This window comes from Aminivibrio pyruvatiphilus, from assembly GCF_004366815.1.
Taxonomy (GTDB): domain Bacteria; phylum Synergistota; class Synergistia; order Synergistales; family Aminobacteriaceae; genus Aminivibrio; species Aminivibrio pyruvatiphilus.
This window is the reverse complement of sequence record NZ_SORI01000033.1, coordinates 1-17324: the sequence shown is the minus strand read 5'-3', so window position 1 is coordinate 17324 and position 17324 is coordinate 1. Positions and strand designations below refer to the sequence as shown.

Below are 17324 nucleotides of genomic sequence, written 5' to 3'. Positions count from 1 at the left end.
ATCGCCGCCGTCAGCGTCGTCTTTCCGTGGTCGATGTGACCGATGGTTCCGATGTTCAAATGCGGCTTGGACCTCTCAAATTTCTCCTTCGCCATATGTAGCAACCTCCCTGTAAATGTAGTCCGCCCTTTGCCAGGGCATTATAGGCTTTTTGAAAGCATCCGCCATCAGCGGGAGGACGCTCCCGACCATGGTGCTTATTGTAGCATATTTACCGAAAAAACAAGGGCAGGGAACAGAAAGCGGGAAGAGTTTTCCCATCCGCCGCCAAGGAAAAGAATTCTATCAGCCTATTCACGATCTGTCGAGTTTTTTCTTTAAAATTATTGAATCATCAGACAAGACGCCGCCATTTCTGATGCTCCCTCATCCACCCGGAGATGATATAATGATTTGTCAGATATTTCTCAACACTCCTGAGGCTCCAGGCAGTTTCATTTCCCGGAGGGACGGGGAAGGAAAAGTACCTCGGCCCCCGAAACGGAAAGGAGGCAGAGAACCATGAAGCACACCGGCAGAAATGCGGCTGCTCTTTCGCTGCTTCTTACAGCATGGTGTTTTCTTACCGTCGCCGGAGCTGATTTCGCAGGCGACATTCTTCTCCGGGAAGCCCGTAATGCGGCCATGGAATTCCTTGGTGCGGAGCTTTCGGTGGACGGGATTACGGGCAACCCCATTCAGGGTTTTTCCACCGGGAGAATCACCCTTTCTACGGAACAGGGAGCCATTCTTTCCGCCGCTTCGCTTCGGCTGAAGATCAGTCCGAAGTCTCTTCTTTCCCTGAAACCAGCTGTCAATGCATTTTCCATAGTGAGCGCCGACATCGACGGTGACATTCTGGCTGAACGCCTTTCCTCCCTGGCCCCAGTCTCCGGCGGCAGGTCGGTCACCCTTCAGCGGGCGGAAATCTCCGGCAGCAGAATCACGTTCGGGAAAAGCAGGGCGGACATTTCGCTCATCGGCCTTTCCTTTGCGGAAAACACCGTTTCCGCTGACATGGGCTTAACGGTGAACTCCGTCCCCTTCAGCGGTACGGCAGCAATAGACCTCACTGAAGGCGAAATCGCTCTCCGTTCCCTTTTTCTCCGGGCGGGCAGCGGCGAAATAGCGGCTCTTGGCACCATCACACCTTTCCTTTCGGTTGCAGGGCTTGCAAGCGGCCTGGACCTTTCGGAGATCTCCCTCCTCTGGCCGCCTTCCCCAAGGGGGACATTCACCGGGAAACTCACCATGAGCTTCACGGGCGAGGGAAAATGGAACAGCCCCGTTCTCGCAGGAGACGTATCCCTCGAAGACGGCTCCATCAGGGGAATTCCCGTGGACAGGGCGAAAGGGCGGTGGAGTTTCTCTGAAAACAGCTTCTCCGCCTCCCCCGTGGAAGGAACGGTTCTTTCGTCCCCGGTCAGGGGGACCCTTTCCCTTATTTTCCCTCCGGGAAAAGCTCCCTCCCTGGAGGCTTCTTTTTCGGGTAAAACCTTCAGAACCGAGAATGCGAAATCCCTTCTGCCGGCTTCAGTTGTGAAAGGAATGATCGACACCTTTTCCGGCCGGGTTTCCGGAACGGCGGATTCCCTTTCAGGCATGGTGAACATCGGGGCACGGTCTCTCACTCTCTTTGGCCTTTCTGCGTCCAACACCGAACTGCAGGCCGACTTCACCCCGGCGTCTCTGAAACTCAAGGGAAAAACAGGCCTCCAAGGGGCAACTGCCGATTTCAGCGGCATCGTGGAAAACTATGCCGCCTCCCCCAGGCTGAACATTACCGCGGCCATCAGGTCCATAAGCCTTCAGAAGGCGGGCTCCCTCCTTAAAGACCTGCCGGCCGCAGGCCTTTCCGGCTCCGTGAACGCCGATCTCGCAATAAAGGGCGCCCCTGCGGCGCCGGAAATTTCCGGCAGGGTGTGGAGCTCCGGTATTACCGCCGGAAATGAAGCCTTCACCTCACCGTCGGCTTCCTTTTCCTACAGGGGAGGACAGACCGTCGTTTCATCTGCCGCCGCCCAATGGAGAGGCGCATCGCTTACCGCCGCTGGTAAAATTTCGAGGAGCACCAAAGGCACCGCTCTCGACCTGAACATCACGGCGTCCGGCGCTGATCTCGCCGCCCTGTCCGGAGCCCTGGGACTGCCTTTTCCCCTCGGGGGGAAAGCCGGGGGAACGGTATCCCTGAAAGGCGCAGCTTCTGCCCCCGCCTTTACGGTGAAAGCGACCTCCCCCAGCGCATCCCTCCATGGAATTACGGTCACCCAGGCAGAAATTCAGCTGTCCGGCACCGCAAAGGCCTTCAGGATAGACCGTTTCACCGCTGGTTTCAAAGGAGGGACTCTCTCAGGATCAGGGACCGTCAAGCCGGGTAAAACTCCTGACGCAGCCCTGGACATCTCCGTGAAAAACATCGATCTCCGGTCCCTTATCGGGGACGTTTCCGCCGCCGGGGGACTCTCCGTCAGCGGAAAAGTGAACGGAACCTTTAAAGGGCGCGTTTCCGGCGGGAAAACCAGCTTCGCAGGCACCGCCACATCCGCCGCCATCTCAACCGGCGGCCTCAGGGCGACACATCTCAGCATTCCCCTCTCTCTTGAAGGGGACGTCCTCCGGGGGAAGGACGCTTCCCTGGCCTTTTACGGCGGGAAACTCACCGGAAGCGGAACGATGAACATAAAAACGATGAAATACACGGTCAACGCATCCTTCAGCGGCGTGGACGTCAACAGCGCCGTCCATGCCTTCGCCGGGGACCTCGGGGGCAAGGTGACCGGTCAGGCCAGGGGATCGCTCCAGGCATCAGGCGCTCTCAGTCCCGCATTCAACGTCACGGGCAAAGGTAGGGCATCGGTGAGCGCGGGGGGCGTTTCGGGATTCAGAAACGTCGACATCGCGGCCCGCCTCTACGGTACCCAGGGAATCCGCTATACCGGCGCGGTCATTCCCTTCCGTCTTGAAACGGGGCGGCTCGTCCTGGAAAAGGGCACCCGGGCCGACGCCCCAAAAGACGACCCCATGTACCGCTTTCTCACCGCCGAAGGCACCGTTGGGCCACGGGGAGCGCTGAACCTCAGCTGCGCGGGGAACGTCAACATGAAACTCTTCAACGCCCTCAGGGGCGGAGCGGCGGGCGTCCTCTCGGGAGGCTCCCTCGAGGACGCCCTCAAGGGGATCCTTGGAGGCTTCAGCAAGGGAATGGCGGAAGAGGATTTCCGCGACACTACCTTCTCCGTCAGGGGAACAGTGGGGAACCCGTCCATCGCCAACCTTAAAACCGCGCCCCCGCCGCCCAAACAGCAGGCTCCCGCCCAGGCGCCTGCCCAACCGCCCTCACCGCCTCCCCAGACGCCGAAACCGAAAACGCCCGAGGAAATACTCAAGGAAAAACTCCTCGAATCCATTTTCAAAAAATAAAGGAGCCCGAAAGGGCTCCTTTTCCTCCAGTATTCAGCCGGCCAGGTATTTTTTCCTTTCTCCTTCCGGTACCATGCTGCCCCCTGTCGCCCAGACAATATGGACCGAATGGTCCATGGCGGAGGGCGTCAGCCTTTCAGCGTATCCGCCGTTCCTCTGCACGGCAGCGAAACCAGGGAATCCGGCTGCGGCCGAGGGTTCCACGAAGATTCCTTCCCTTGTGTACAGGTCTCGCACTAGAGCCTCCATGCGGCTGTCGGATACGGTGAAGAGGCCGTCGAGGAGATTGCCCACAAGTCTCCCCACAAGCTTCGAGGGCCTTCCCACCGCCAGGCCGTCGGCGCTTGTCCTGCCCGAAAGGCCGACGTCCTGGACGCAGATTCCGTCATGAAGCCCCGTCATTATCCCAAGCAGCATGCAGGGGGACTGGACCGGCTCCGCGAAGAAACAGTGCACGTTCTCCCCGAAAACATGCTTCAGGCCGAAGGTCACCCCGCCGGGGCCGCCGCCCACACCGCAGGGCAGGTACACGAACAGGGGATGGCCGCTGTCCACGGTGATCCCCATTCCGTCAAGCTGGCGCTTCAGCCTCTCCGCCGCGGCCGCATACCCAAGGAACAGATCCCGGGAGTTCTCGTCGTCCACGAAGTGACAAAGGGGATCCCCTTCCGCCTGCCGCCGGCCTTCGGCGACGGCCATCTGGAAATCTCCCCGATACTCCGCAACCTTGGCGCCCTTCTGCCGGAGAAGATCCTTTTTCCACTGTCTGGCGTCGGCGGACATGTGCACCGTCAACCGGAAGCCGAGCCGGGCGCCCATGATCCCTATGCTCAGCCCCAGGTTCCCCGTGGAACCCACAGAGACGGCATACCGGGAAAAAAGCTCCCGGAAACGGTCTTCAGCCAGGACGGCATAATCGTCGCTCCTGTTCAGGAGTCCGCTTTCAAGGGCCACTTTCTCGGCAAAGCAGAGGACCTCGTAGATCCCTCCCCGGGCCTTGATGGAACCGGAAATGGGAAGCTCGCTGTCGCACTTGAGAAGCAGTCTTCCTGAAAGGCCGCCTCCTGCTTCCCCGTTCAGAAAGGCCTTCATCTCGGGAATATTCTTCAGGGGTGACTCGATACTCCCGCCGCCGGGAGACGTTTCCGGAAAGGCCCGCACGATGTAGGGGGCAAATCGGGCAAGCCTCTCCGAAGCGTCTTCTATATCAGCTTTCGACACCTCACGGGGAAGGACGTTGTCCAGCCCCGGGTTCAGCCAGAAAACCTCTTTTCCCTTCTTCATGTCCTCAATCAGAGGGAACTTTTGCACCAGATCACGCACGAACAAACCGTCTCCCTTCATGGATGCCATACTGCCGCCGGGAACATCCGGAATCCTGGGGCAGTCGGCTTACATAACTCAATAGGATGCCGTTACCGTGTTGACCCCGACGGTGAGCTCCTTCCCGTTCCGGAGGAGAAGGAAGTTATTCTCCCCCTCCACCAGGAGTCCGGAGAGCCCTTCGGCCGATGGTACCACCTTTCCGTTGCAGAAGAGGATGATATCCCCGGGCTGCATCTTCATAGCCTCGGCGAGCCCTCCCGGCTTGATCTCGAGAACGGCTGCGCCGGTCCGCCCCTTGAGGGCCGATTTTTCGCTCATGGTGAGGTTCCGAAGCACGAGTCCCAGTTTCGGAGGTTCTTTCCCGTCACTGCCGGCACCGGGCACTTTGCCGAAAGAGAGGCTTTTCGGGGGCACGGGGAGCTGGTCAGCCGGCAGGGTCCTGATTTTCACCGTCTCTTTTTTTCCTTTTCTCATGATCTCGAGGTCGAACCATTCAGCCGAAAGATCGAGAGAGGGCCAGACTTTCTTCTCGAAATGCTCGTAGGATTCGATGGCATTGCCGTTGATGGAGAGAATGACATCCCCGACCTTCAGTCCGGCCTTTTCCGACGGTCCGCCGATTTCCACAAGGTTGACCGCCACGCCCGCCTGCTTCTTGAGCCCGGCGTTCTTGAGGGCTTCTTTCGTCGGCGTATCGGAGGAACCGCCCAGGTTTCCCCTCAGGTCGAGAGGGTTCCCCGCAGCGGCGGAAAGGGAGGCGATGATGGAATAGAGTTCCCGGGCCGCTTCTTTCGTGGCCGTCCTCACATAGGGAGGCTCTCCTTCCTCCGATACCTTCGCCGCAACGAACCACGGACAGGGGCCCTGGAAGGCCGTGTTGTGGAAAATCCTCATCCGGGAGAGTTTGTCGAAGGGGATAACCGTCGTCTGCCCGACGGTCCAGAAAAAGCGGATTCCGAACCTGTCAGCCTCCACTGACCGGAGCGTTCCGTCCTGGGCTCCCATGAGCATGGGCTGTATGTTCTTGAGACGCCCGACTGCCTCTTCGACAGTGGAGTAATATTCAGGGATGAAATAGTGCCCCACAAGGGGAGACTGGGCATAGGCGCGAAGGGGAAAAAGGGCGAGAAAACACAGAACGGCAGCAGAAATCAGGCTTCTTTTCACGGGCAGACCCTCCTTTTTCGGCTGGTACCTGATGTCATTATCCCACTCCGATGCCCCGGCAACAATCGCGGGAGTCCGGCGGCCCGTGGAACATATCATGGCAGGTTTCCTCCGGGCAGCCTCGCTACACGGCGTCAAACACCATCTTCACAGCGCTGATGATGACCACTGCGGCGAGGATCCACCGGATCCACGTGTTTCCCTTCGCCACGGCGAACCTGGCCCCGATGACCGCGCCGACCATGCTTCCTCCGGCCATAATGAGGCCCACCGGAATATCCACCATGCCGTTCCTGTAAAAAATGGCAAGGCTGATTACATTGTAAAGGCCCACGATAACCATTTTTATCGCATTTCCCCTAAGCAGGTCCACCCCAACGGCAAGAGCGAGCCCCCAGGTGAGGAAAAATCCCACTCCGGCCTGGATGAACCCTCCGTATATTCCTATGAAGAAGAACACAAAGAAGATCCCCGTCTTCGAAAGACGGGCCTCATGCTGCTTTTCCCACATCTCAGGCTTGAACACCAGGAGAACCGCCATGAGGGAGATGAAGACCGCCACGGAAAGGTTGAGGTACTGTCTGTCGATAGTGATGGCCAGAAACGTTCCCAGGATCGAGCCAAGGGTTGTTATTCCGGCCAGGGGAAGGGCTGTCCGGAAGCAAAGAACTCCCTTCTTCCGGTACGCTTCAGCTCCGGCAATGCTCTGCAGCACTATGGCGAGCCTGTTCGTACCGTTTGCGACAGCCACGTCCATACCCAGGAAAGAAAGGAAAGGGAGGACCAGAAGAGAGCCTCCCCCGCCGATGGTATTGAAGAAACCCGAAACGACGCCCACGAAAAAGATACCCGTCAATACAACCGGTGAAAAAACCACGAAGAAATCACGCTCCTAAAAATTCCGGGCCGAAGCGGCTCATTTCCAGCAAGGTATCCATGCCGGTCAGCCGGAGCCGGGTTCCTATCCCTGCATAGGGGAGGTGCTGCCCTTAAGGCCAGCTTCAAAAGTATTCCCTCCAGGTGGCACCTTGGGAAAAGCAGATTCTTTCTCCGGATCAAAGAAGCAGCCGAGGCAACAGGAGCACGATTTCAGGGAAAAGAGCGATCAAAACACTCAGAAGCACCAGCACTCCGAAAAACGGCATGATGGGTTTGATAAGCTTTGACACCGGAATTCCGCTGATGCTCGACCCGATATACAGGCAGAGCCCCACGGGGGGAGTAACGTGGCCGATAACCAGGGCGGAAACCAGCACCATTCCAAAGTGCAGAGGATCCACCCTGAAGGTCTGCGCGACCGGGAAAAGTATCGGAACCAGCAGAACGAGTGCGGAGGTTGGCGTCAGGAAACACCCCACGATGAGCGAAATCGCAATCACGGAAAACAGGAAGACAAGACCGTTCGGAGTTACGGAAAGGAACGCCGCACTGAGATACTGGGGAATCTTTTCAATACTCATAATCCATCCGAAGCCGCCGGTCATTGCAATAAGCAAAACCACTCCCCCCGACAACTTGCACGATTTGACAAAAACGGCCGGAAGTTCCGAAAGTGCCGGTTTTCTGTAAATGAAAATACTGATGAGAAAGCTATACACCACGGCAACAGCCGCAGCCTCAGTTGCGGTGAAAATTCCCGTAAACATGCCGCCGAGAATAATGATGGGAAGGACCAGCGCGGGCAGCGAATCTACGAACGAGAGCCAGAGCTCCTTCAGGTCAAACTCCTGGTGTGTTCCGAAGTTGTGCTTTTTGGAAATAAAAAAGGAAAGAGCCATCAGCATGCATCCCACGAGGATCCCCGGTACTATGCCGGCGATAAAAAGCCGCGATATCTGTACCCCGGCAAGCCAGCCGAATATCACCAGCGTAATGCTCGGAGGGATGAGGTTGCCGATCGGAGAAGATGTTATGGTAACGGCAGTAGCGAATTCCTTTGAATATCCCGATTTCGCCATGGCCGGAATGAGGATCGATCCGATGGCGGCAGTATCTGCCGAAGCAGAACCGGAAATTCCCCCGAAAAACATACTGGCAAGAATATTGCTGTGGGCAAGCCCCCCGGTTATATGACCGACAAGCCGGTTTGCAAACTTGACGAGCCGCTCGCCCGCTCCGCTCTTGTTGATGATCTCACCCGCAAGAATAAAAAGGGGAATCGCCAGGAGAGAAAAAGATTCCATGCTGGTAGCCATCCGCTGTACAACCACAACGACAGGCCTTCCTGTCACGAATAACAGCGTAAAAATGCCGCTTAACGCAAGAGAAAAAGGAATAGGTATTTTTATCACCAAAAACAGGGCAAACAAACCGAATAAAACGACAGTTCCCATTGTCTACTCCCCCGCCACTCGTTTTAATTTTGCTATGAACGATTCTCCGGCGCTGCGCTCAAGCTTTTTGTAAAGGATCAGCGAATCAAGGGAAAAGATGACCAGGAACAGCACAAGCCCCGCAGGGATCGCGGCGTACACCAAACTCATCCTTATCCTGAGAACCGAAGAAAGCTGGGAATGCACTCTTCCAACCAGGTCTACGGCATACACTATCAGGGCGCAGCTTGTCAGGGCTGTGAAAATTCGGGCGGCCACATCCGACACGACCTGTGCTTTTTCTGAAAACTTTCTAACGAGAAGATCCATCCCCTGGTTGAAAATCTCCGGAGCCGCCGCCGCCGCTCCGAGCATGGATACCCAGGCGAAGAGAAAGCGTGAAAGCTCCACCGTCCATGAAAGGGGCTGATGGATAATATAACGGAAAAGAACCTGCAAAAAAATCAGAACAACTATTGCCAGCAGAATAAGCGCTGCCGTCAGTCCGGTGCTGCACACCAGGAGAAGATAGGTTTTATACACGATGAGCCTTCCTCCATAAGAAAATAAAGAGAGGGGGGAGAAATGAGCCCCCCTCCGGTTCTCTGTTATTGCCCGGCCTTCTGGATTTTCTCGATAAGCTCCATTCCACCAACCTCCGCAGCCCTCTTTTCATACACGGGCATGGCCTTCTTCCGCCAAGTCTCCAGGTCTTTCGGATAAATTATTTTGCAGCCGTGTTCTTTTTCAAGAACCTCAAGCAGGCTTTTTTCCTCCTCCACCACGAGTGCCCTCTGGAAATCCTGGGCTCTTTTGCCCGCAGTGAGAACCATTTCCTGGAGGTCTGCGGGAAGCTTGTCCAGTGCAGCTTTAGACATCATGAAGTTATGCCAGCTAAAAATATAGTTTATTACGGTAACATAGGGGGCCGGATCATAGAACCCCATGGACTTGTAGCTGATCATCGCCCCTTCGGCCCCATCCACCATACCAGTATCAAGCGCGGTGTAGACATCTCCCCAGGGCAGCGGAGTGGCAAGGGCACCAAGATTGTTCCACGTCTCCACGTAGATGTGGTCTTCCATAGTCCGGATCTTCATCTTCTGAAGATCGTCAAGAGTGTTTACAGGTTTTGAGGCATACATGCTCCGCGCGCCACCGCTGTTGAAGCCAAGCTTGATAAGTCCTTCACGCTCAAGGTTCGCGGCGAACTCTTCTCCAATGGGACTGTCCATAACCTTGTACATTTGTTCAAAACTCTCGAAAAGGAACGGGAGGCTGAAAACACCGAACTCTGGAACAAAAGTCGCCGTCAGGGCAGAGGTTATCGTCGACACATCGACGGTCCCAAGCTTCAAACCTTCCACAAGGTCCCTCTCGTTACCTAGAGAACCACCAGGGTGTATTTCAACCGCCACCCGTCCTCCGCTAAGGGACTCCAGCTCTTCTTTGAACTTCTCGGCCATCAGGTGGTACGGGTGGTCCGTCGGTTGAACATGACCGAACACCAGGACATGCTCTGCCGACGCGAAAACAGGAACTATCGTGCCGCACAGAATAACTGCGGAAATCAGCGTACCTATTACCAGTTTTCTCATAAGAAACCCTCCCTAAATAAGTTAGGAACAGAGACATTAATACCCTGTCCTTATGGAAATCCCCCTCCACGACTCCAAGAGGATTGCACCCGTTCTGAAACAAGTACGCGGCAATGGGAAGCACCGGGGAAGATCAATTCTTCCCCGATAAAAAAACGGAGACTTTTTCCAGCATGGCTTCGTCGAGATAGGGACTTCTGACTTCGATGACAAGGGGGACTGTTGCATGGTGCCTGCCCATCAGTTCAAGGAATCTTTCCCAGCCGAAATCACCCTCCCCCGGAGGAAGATGACGGTCACTGCAATTGCCAAGGATACCGTCCGACACATGAACGCCGAAAAGGCTCATACCGGGAAGCTCATCACAAACATGTTCTGAAATGTTCAAAGCAAAGGCGTGGGAAATATCGAGGCAGATACCGGCGTTTTCTGCGCCGGCAGATTTGAGGAGACCGGCGGTCATCATCGGGGTGAGACCTTCGGGCCATGCACGGCACCGGGGCAGATTTTCAAATGCCGTCCGCAGACCATAAACTCCTGCGATTCGGGCTATTTCTTTCCAGAAAAGGACAGACTGCTCAAGTGATTGAAGCTCCTCCGGTCCCTGGTAGGTATCACCTTCAATGAGCACAGGATGGAAAACTACGTAAGAGGCTCCGTAGACCTTCCCCTTCCGGCAGACCCTTTCAAAGCGGAGAAGAAAGGCCTGTCTTTCGGCCGGAGGAAGAAGAGCGCCGTCCGGAAAAGGTGCATGGACTGAATTGACCGCAATGCCTTCCTCGTCGAACCGGGAGCGGACCTCATCCGGATCCGAAACATCCTGGAACAGACCGTCATGCTCCCACAGCTCCAACACGCGAATTCCTGACCTGTTGGAGATCTTCACCACTGTTTCCAAGGAATCGGGGCGCAAAAAACCTGTGGAAAAAGCGATTTTCATGAAAATCCTCCCCGCTGCAGAAAAAAGATGTGGATTGCATCGTAGAACATACTACAGGGGCAAACCGCAAAGGACTCAATCTCCGGTACCACTCGGGAAAGGCGAGTACAAATTTTCTCCTTAATTTGACCTTTGATTGACAATAGGGCAAGAGGTTAATCTTGTCAACATAATATCTTATAAAATATCGAAAGCAAATCAAAAAACGGCTGGTTCCAGTCTTCTCCGCAGCAAAAGCTTTGCGGACAGGCCGTTCACAACCGTCTTTCAACCTTTTTACCGGCTATGCATATACCGCTTTTTGTTAAATTACCACCATAGCCTTCGCAAGTTCTTCAGCCTTTTCCCTGCCTTGCAGAAGCTCCACCAGCGCAAGGGCGAACTCCATGGCCACGCCGGGCCCGGCGGCAGTCACAAGTTTTTTCCCGACGCAGATGCGCTCCTCCGTCCGGTTCGTATCACCCAGTTTTTCCCGGACCGACGGATGGCAGGCCACACGATTCTCCCCTAGAAGCCCCAGGGGGTTCAGCACCACCGCCGGGGCGGCACATATGGCCGCCAGGGGAAGATCCTTTTCGCGGTGCCTCCTCAGCATGCCGGCAAGCACGGCAGAACCGGCAAGATTCACCGCACCTGGCATGCCGCCAGGCAGGACGATCATGTCATAATCTTTGTCCGCACACTCGTCAAGAGTCTTGTCGGCTTCCAGGAGAATACCCCGGGCGCCCTTCACCACCGGCCCGCCGACGGACGCCACGGTCACATCCACACCGGCCCGCCGCAGCACGTCAATGGGCGTCACCGCTTCGATCTCCTCAAAACCCTCCGCCAGGGGAACAAGAACATGTATGGTCATCTTCGCTCCTCCTTTCCCGGGGAATCCCCGGTCCTCTCGTAATATGCTCCTCGAATAAAATAGCATATCCGGGCCCAAAGAGGGACCGCATTGCCGAAAAAGCCCCGCCCGAATCTATGCGGGCCCTGTTACGAAGCCATCTTGAGTTCCCGGCTATGGTTCTGCAGATCCCCCTTTTCCCTTTCAAGACTTTATGATACATAGGAAAGGCAGTCATTCCTGCATTAATGAAAGAAGTGAAGGCCATTGCTTATTCTGGGACACAGGGGAGCCTCGGGGTACGCGCCGGAAAATACGATTGCGGCATTCGAACTGGGAATACGGCAGGGATGCCACGGTTTCGAGTTCGACGTCCAGCTCAGCCGGGACGGAGAACCCGTCGTCCACCATGACTGGTCCGTTGCGCGGACCACGGGAGGTTCGGGTGAAATCCGCGACCTGACATTTCGGGAGATCCGGACCCTTGATGCGGGAAAATGGTTCTCCCCTGAATTCCGGGGGCAGAAAATTCCTGCCCTCGCGGAAGTTCTGGAAGTGGTCCCGGAAGCAATGCTCCTGAACGTGGAACTGAAAAGCCGGGCATCGGACTGCCCGGGACTGGAGGAAAAAACATTGTCCGTTCTGAAAGAGCACGGAAGGTTCGGAAACACCATTATCTCCTCCTTCAATCACCTTTCGCTGAGGCGCGCCAGGGAGATCTCCCCGGACATCCGCCTCGGTCTGCTCTGCGAGTTTCTGCCCCCCCGCCCCTTCGATTACGTGGAAAATCTGAATCTGGGCTTCTACAGCATCCACCCCCGGCACGACCTGGTGTCCGCCGCCCTCGTGAGAGACGCTCACGAACGCGGCCTGAAAACTGCCTGCTGGACGGTGAACACAGCCGAACGCGCCGGAGAGATGCTGCAATATGGAGCGGACATTCTCATCACCAATTACCCCGACAGGTGCCTGGGGGTGAAGTAAAGACCTCATCCACTTCCGGAAGATGCCGGTTCACCTTTTCTATCACCGGGGGATCATAGCCGCAAAAAAGGAGATTCTGATCATGTCAACACTTGATCGGGCCATAGAAATCGCCCGAAAAGCTCACGAAGGCCAGTTTGACAAGGGAGGGGCTCCCTACATCGGACATCCCCTGCGGGTCATGGAACGGGTCGGACCTGAAGAAGCGAAAATGGCCGCCGCGCTTCACGACGTGGTGGAAGACTCTTCCGTCACCCTCGGGGACCTGAGGGCCGAGGGTTTTCCCGAAAGCGTGGTCGAGGCCGTGGAGGCCCTGACCAAACGACCGGGCGAATCCTATGAAGACTTCATTCTCCGGGCGGCAGCAAACAAAACCGCCCGGACCGTCAAACTGGCCGACCTTCTGGATAACTGCGACCTCTCCCGTATCCCCGACCCCGGCCCGGAGGACTGCGAACGGCTGAGAAAGTACCAGGAAGCGATAGATCTCATCCGGTCCCTGTAAGTTCCGCCTCTTTCCCCACTCTTCTCCTGCCGGTCTCCTGATCAGTTTTTTCAAGGGGTTCAAGGCATTCCTACCCGCACAGGATTGAGACAGCTCATTTTCCAGCAGCGGAAAACACCATGGTCGTCCAGAGAATGTCCCTTCCAAGACCGTCCTTCGTTTCCTCCCTGGCCAGCAGCCGAAAACCCTGTCGTTCGAAGAGTTGCAGCAGTTCTTCCGGTGTCCGGTTTTCGAAAAGACGATCGTCCCTTTCCTTCCGTTCGCCGGAAGAGAACGAGCAGAAGAAGACCCCCTGCTCTTTCAGGAGGGACTTCACCTGGCAGGCGAAGGAGAAAAGCTCAGAGTCGGGGATATGCATCAGCACTGCTATGGCGGTTATGGCATCAAACGAGCTGCTCAGGAGAGAATGGCCTTCAGCCAGCGGGAAGAGGGCTGCTTGGAAGGAGACGTTTCTTCCCGCTTCCTTCGGAAGGTTCTGCCGGGCTGCCCTCAGCATGGCTTCGCTGCCGTCCGTGGCCGTGACCTCACACCCGAGGGATGCGAGGAAGAGGGCGTCCCTGCCGGAGCCGCAGCCTATTTCCAGAACTGATGATCGGGATGGGATCCATTTGCGAAGCAGGGCATGGAGGGATTCCGTGTCCGCCTGGTCGTACCGGGACGTGAGCCCGTCGGCATGTTCGTCGTACCATGAGATGGTCCGGTCGTTCATAAATTATGCCTCCTGCCGTGCCTGAAACCATGCGCACAAGGAATTGAAACGCACCGGTTTCTGCGGCCTGGAACGATTCGGGGATGATTGAAAAGGCCCCCTCCGAGGCTGCGGGAATTTTTCTCCACTGAAGGGCTCTCCGCTCTCAGATCACGAAGCATCCGCCCTCGGAGCTGCTTCTTTCTTTTTTGCTTTCCATGCCATGTGAAGCAGGGAGCCGCCGAGAAGGCCGAGCACGCCGGTGACTGAGAGGGTGTTCCCGAGGCCGAAAAGCTGTCCGCCATATCCAAGGAAGAATGGGGAGAGAATAAATCCCAGGTCGATGGCGAAGAGGCAGAGGGAGATCCCCTTTGGCCTAAGGTGACCGGGAAAGATGTCCGGCATGAGGGCGAGGACTATGGGGAAGGACATCCCCATGACAATGCCGTAGAACAGCCCTCCGACTACGTACCAGCCCCGCCCGGGAGCGAAGGGGAGAAAGGCCAGGATGAAGCCCATGACGGCTATGACGATCCCGATGGTCCCCTTGCGGTCGATCCTGTCCATAATACGGTAGGCCACGAGCCGGAGCGCGACGGCGGTGAGGGCGTTCGGCACGATGAAGACGCTCGCCGGGAATCCTCTCGCGGCGAGAAAGGCAGGAAGGAACTGGAGCGTGGAAGCGTTGACAAAGGCAAAAAGAAACATGGTGGCAAGCACCGCCCGGAATCCGGGGAGAGAAGGCAGCTCGCTCCACTTTCCCCACTCTTTCGGCCCATCATTTTCCCCGTCCGCCCTCCGGACCGGAGGAAGGGGCAGGGCCACGACGACTATGACAGCCTCCACTGCCGCGGCCAGCAGGAAGTAGGCCGTGAGCATACCAGAAGAGGCAAACCAGTCCGCCAGGGGAAAAAGAGTCACCTGGGGAAAGACGTAGGCCACGGCGATCCATGCGTAGGCGCTCCCCCTCCGGTCTGCCGGGATGCTGATCCCCTGGTAGGAGGAGATGGCCACCATGGAGATTCCCCAGAAAACGCCGCCGATTCCCCGGAAGGAAAGAAGCAGCAGCGGGTTTTCCGTGAAGGCAAGCGGCAGAGTGAAGACCGCGACAAGACCGGAGGTCCACAGAAGGGTGGTGCGGATGCCGAGCCGTTCCGTGGTCATGGCACCCAGAGGCCTTCCCAGGGTTGAACAGATGTTGAAAATGCTCATCAGCCATCCGGAGAGGCCGAGGGAAAATCCCTGATCGCGGAGCACGGAGGGGTAGAGCATGAACACGGCCAGGAAGGCCTGGGTAAGAAAGATGACCGCCATGGAGATGCGGAACGATTTTCTGTAGGACGCGCTTTCGCCTGACATGGTCTCTCCTTTGCTCTCTCTCCGCTCTCTTTTCATGAAGTTCAGGATCATTATATCAGCAGGGAAAGGAATGCCAGGCGGCACGGGGCTCTACAGTAGAGGATGACGGCCTCTCCTGAGAGAAGCCGCCATCCAGGCCTGAAAAAAGTGCTGCCTTCCGATGCCTTCAGTGCAGCAGGATCAGAGTTTTTCTTTCTCTCCCCTGAGATCGATGGTTTTGAAGGCGTCGCCTCTGAGCCTGGAGCCGATAAAGCACTCCACAACCGCATCGCTGATCACGGCGACGGTGTCGCCTTTCCTGACGCTGATTCCCTGGCCTTCGGCGATCTTCAGCAGCGAGGCTTTCTTCAGCTTCAGGGAGGAAAGGATTTTCCGGCCTTCTTCACGGCTGCCGCAGGCGGAGAGCCGTTTCTCCACGGCCGTGATGTCCGTTTCGTCCACGGCGGGGGATGCCGTTTTCGCCGCCTGTTTCTTCACCTTCGCCTCGGGGACAAGGTTCAGCTCCCCTGAAACAAGCCCCCGGATTTCCTCGTCGGTGAGTTTTTCCAGCACCGACGCCAGTATCTTCAGCAGCCTTGGATAGTCTGTGGTATTTTTCATCATTTCATCCTCTCCAGTACTTCGGACGCCAGGTCCTCAAGTTCGCTGATAACGCTCTGCTGGGTCTGCCCCGCCCCGCGGCGGAGTATGACGGGCAGCGGCGTGGCGGATATGTTGGAGTACATGGTCCTGTTTTCCCTCAGCATGGTCTCGAAGACGGGATATTCCCTCTTGCGGACATCCCTGATAAAGGGCTGCTGCGCCCTTATGGGGCTTCCGGCGGACAGCTGGATCATGGTGAAGAGCACTCCCAGCATGACGGGGCTGATATGGGTGAATTCGTGGTCTTCACAGATGTCGACGTACCGGTTGTAGGTTTCCACCAGGGATTCGACCTTATTGTTCAGGTAATCAATGCCCAGGGTGGAGAGGTAATCGGGGATGGTGGGCACCAGGAGGTAGTCGCTGGCCGCCACGGCGGTCTTGGTGACAATGTTGAAGCTGGGGGGGCAGTCGATGAGAACCACATCGTACCGTCCGTCGAGGGACTTGAGCCCCTGGGCGAGCCTGGAATGGACCCGGAGGAAATTGTTCCTCAGCTCCCGTTCTGTGGAGCCGCTCAGTTTGCTGCTGAGTTCGATCTCGATATTGATGAGGGCGAGGTGGGAACAGATGAGATGGAGTTTCCCGCTCCCCCGTATCTGGAGTTTCGGGTCGACGACCAGCCTTTCGAGATTCCAGTTAAAATCCTTGTCGATGAAGGCGTCGTACCAGTTCTTGATGGTCTTCGTCTCGGCGAATTTCTGTTTCCACTCGTCCACGTGGAAGAAAGAGAAGGACAGGCTGGACTGGGGATCGAGGTCGATGGCCAGGACCCTTTTTCCCCTCTTCGCCAGTGCCGCGGCCAGGTTTGCCGTCACGGTGGTTTTGCCGACGCCGCCCTTGTAGTTCATAACGGAAAGAATGCGGGTTTTCGTTCCTTCCCGGAAAGAAGGGACTATTGACTCTTCGCCGGAAGGCTCTGCGGCAGGTATGACGATGACGGCTTCGGCAGGGATGTCCTCTTCCTGATCCGCAGGTTCGGCCGTCGCTTCTCCCCACGGCACCGGAGAAGGCACGGGGATGGTTTCCCCGGTCATTTCCTGTTCCGGTTCATCATTCAATTCCAGGATCGTTTCATCTGCGTATTCCGGCGGCACTTCACCGAAGCGAGTCTCGTCCTCCTCCACAGCCGTTTCCGGGACTGTTTCAGAATCCGGCTCCGGTGACGGTTCCGGCATCGCCTCCCGAACCTCTTCCTCCTGCACCTCGGGAGGGGATGGTTCCGAAGATTCGGGAGTCCCGGAACCGAAGAGTGCGGCAGCGATTTTCCGGAAGAAACCGAAAGGTGATTGGGTCACGGCGCAACATCTCCCTTTTTCAGGATCATGGTCTTTTTTTAATCCGGCCGCTCCCGTTCAATGGCGCTTCCCGCAGCGGGAGAGTTCTTTCCCCGGTTCGGGAGAAGAGAGCGGCGCCTGCCGAAATTTCTGTATACCCTGTGCCGCGGCGTTCAGTATTATGGCGTGCCTTTTGTGAGGAGCCTGAAGGTTACGGCGCTGATGGCCTTGACTGCCTTGGGCAGGGCGTCGGTGTCGTCGAAGTCGTATCTGCTGTTGTGGGCAACGGCAG

The 17324-nt window shown here is 56.7% G+C and carries 17 protein-coding genes; 4 read left to right on the top strand and 13 right to left on the bottom strand.

All coding sequences use genetic code 11. The features are described 5' to 3' along the window. Window positions 1-95, bottom strand: a 95-nt coding sequence (locus C8D99_RS14330; protein ID WP_133957710.1) for a GTP-binding protein, incomplete at its 3' end; no start/stop codon positions are given. A 95-nt stretch (window positions 96-190) separates the two neighbouring features. Here C8D99_RS14330 and C8D99_RS14325 point away from each other — a divergent pair. Both C8D99_RS14325 and C8D99_RS14320 read left to right on the top strand, forming a co-directional pair. Further along, window positions 191-505 carry a hypothetical protein gene (locus tag C8D99_RS14325; RefSeq protein ID WP_133959192.1) on the top strand — a complete coding sequence of 105 codons (315 nt, stop codon included), beginning with the start codon at window positions 191-193 and terminating at the stop codon, window positions 503-505. Then, window positions 502-3399, top strand: a complete 2898-nt coding sequence (locus C8D99_RS14320) for a hypothetical protein (protein ID WP_133959191.1) — start codon at window positions 502-504, stop codon at window positions 3397-3399. Before C8D99_RS14325 ends, C8D99_RS14320 begins: the two co-directional genes overlap by 4 nt. Before the next feature lie 33 nt (window positions 3400-3432). Here the strand turns inward: C8D99_RS14320 and C8D99_RS14315 are convergent, their stop codons facing one another. From C8D99_RS14315 to C8D99_RS14280, 8 genes are all read right to left on the bottom strand, one after another. Beyond that, window positions 3433-4743, bottom strand: coding sequence for a D-serine ammonia-lyase (locus tag C8D99_RS14315; RefSeq protein ID WP_133959194.1), 1311 nt, complete (start codon window positions 4741-4743; stop codon window positions 3433-3435). A gap of 57 nt (window positions 4744-4800) precedes the next feature. Then, window positions 4801-5892 (bottom strand): PDZ domain-containing protein, encoded by a 1092-nt coding sequence (locus C8D99_RS14310; RefSeq protein ID WP_166670221.1) that lies wholly within the window; start codon window positions 5890-5892, stop codon window positions 4801-4803. 124 nt (window positions 5893-6016) lie between these two features. Then, window positions 6017-6769 (bottom strand): sulfite exporter TauE/SafE family protein, encoded by a 753-nt coding sequence (locus tag C8D99_RS14305; RefSeq protein ID WP_133959189.1) that lies wholly within the window; start codon window positions 6767-6769, stop codon window positions 6017-6019. A 178-nt stretch (window positions 6770-6947) separates the two neighbouring features. Continuing rightward, complete coding sequence (locus C8D99_RS14300) at window positions 6948-8225, bottom strand: TRAP transporter large permease (protein ID WP_133959188.1); 1278 nt, start codon at window positions 8223-8225, stop codon at window positions 6948-6950. Window positions 8226-8228: 3 nt separating this feature from the next. Next, a complete protein-coding gene (locus C8D99_RS14295) occupies window positions 8229-8747 on the bottom strand; it encodes a TRAP transporter small permease (protein ID WP_166670220.1) in 519 nt (172 codons plus the stop codon). A gap of 65 nt (window positions 8748-8812) precedes the next feature. Further along, window positions 8813-9802 carry a TRAP transporter substrate-binding protein gene (locus C8D99_RS14290; protein WP_133959186.1) on the bottom strand — a complete coding sequence of 330 codons (990 nt, stop codon included), beginning with the start codon at window positions 9800-9802 and terminating at the stop codon, window positions 8813-8815. A gap of 133 nt (window positions 9803-9935) precedes the next feature. Then, window positions 9936-10742, bottom strand: a complete 807-nt coding sequence (locus C8D99_RS14285) for a sugar phosphate isomerase/epimerase family protein (RefSeq protein WP_133959185.1) — start codon at window positions 10740-10742, stop codon at window positions 9936-9938. A gap of 304 nt (window positions 10743-11046) precedes the next feature. Further along, entirely contained in the window at window positions 11047-11598 is a 552-nt protein-coding gene (locus tag C8D99_RS14280) for a DJ-1 family glyoxalase III (protein ID WP_133959184.1), read from the bottom strand. A gap of 246 nt (window positions 11599-11844) precedes the next feature. On the opposite strand from C8D99_RS14280, the gene C8D99_RS14275 reads away from it, so the two are divergent. Both C8D99_RS14275 and C8D99_RS14270 read left to right on the top strand, forming a co-directional pair. Then, complete coding sequence (locus C8D99_RS14275) at window positions 11845-12561, top strand: glycerophosphodiester phosphodiesterase (RefSeq protein WP_133959183.1); 717 nt, start codon at window positions 11845-11847, stop codon at window positions 12559-12561. Between the two features lie 82 nt (window positions 12562-12643). After that, window positions 12644-13066: an HD domain-containing protein gene (locus C8D99_RS14270; protein WP_133959182.1), complete on the top strand. Its 423-nt coding sequence runs from the start codon at window positions 12644-12646 to the stop codon at window positions 13064-13066. Between the two features lie 94 nt (window positions 13067-13160). On the opposite strand, the gene C8D99_RS14265 is transcribed toward C8D99_RS14270, so the two are convergent. The 4 genes from C8D99_RS14265 to C8D99_RS14250 all read right to left on the bottom strand — a co-directional run bounded on the left by C8D99_RS14265 (window position 13161) and on the right by C8D99_RS14250 (window position 17053). Continuing rightward, a complete protein-coding gene (locus C8D99_RS14265; protein ID WP_133959181.1) occupies window positions 13161-13775 on the bottom strand; it encodes a class I SAM-dependent methyltransferase in 615 nt (204 codons plus the stop codon). A 150-nt stretch (window positions 13776-13925) separates the two neighbouring features. After that, window positions 13926-15113, bottom strand: a complete 1188-nt coding sequence (locus tag C8D99_RS14260) for an MFS transporter (RefSeq protein ID WP_166670219.1) — start codon at window positions 15111-15113, stop codon at window positions 13926-13928. Between the two features lie 180 nt (window positions 15114-15293). Continuing rightward, window positions 15294-15713, bottom strand: a complete 420-nt coding sequence (locus C8D99_RS14255; protein ID WP_208321206.1) for a hypothetical protein — start codon at window positions 15711-15713, stop codon at window positions 15294-15296. Further along, window positions 15713-17053, bottom strand: a complete 1341-nt coding sequence (locus C8D99_RS14250) for an AAA family ATPase (RefSeq protein WP_208321205.1) — start codon at window positions 17051-17053, stop codon at window positions 15713-15715. The genes C8D99_RS14255 and C8D99_RS14250 overlap by 1 nt, the downstream gene beginning before the upstream one ends. Between the last annotated feature and the right edge of the window lie 271 nt (window positions 17054-17324).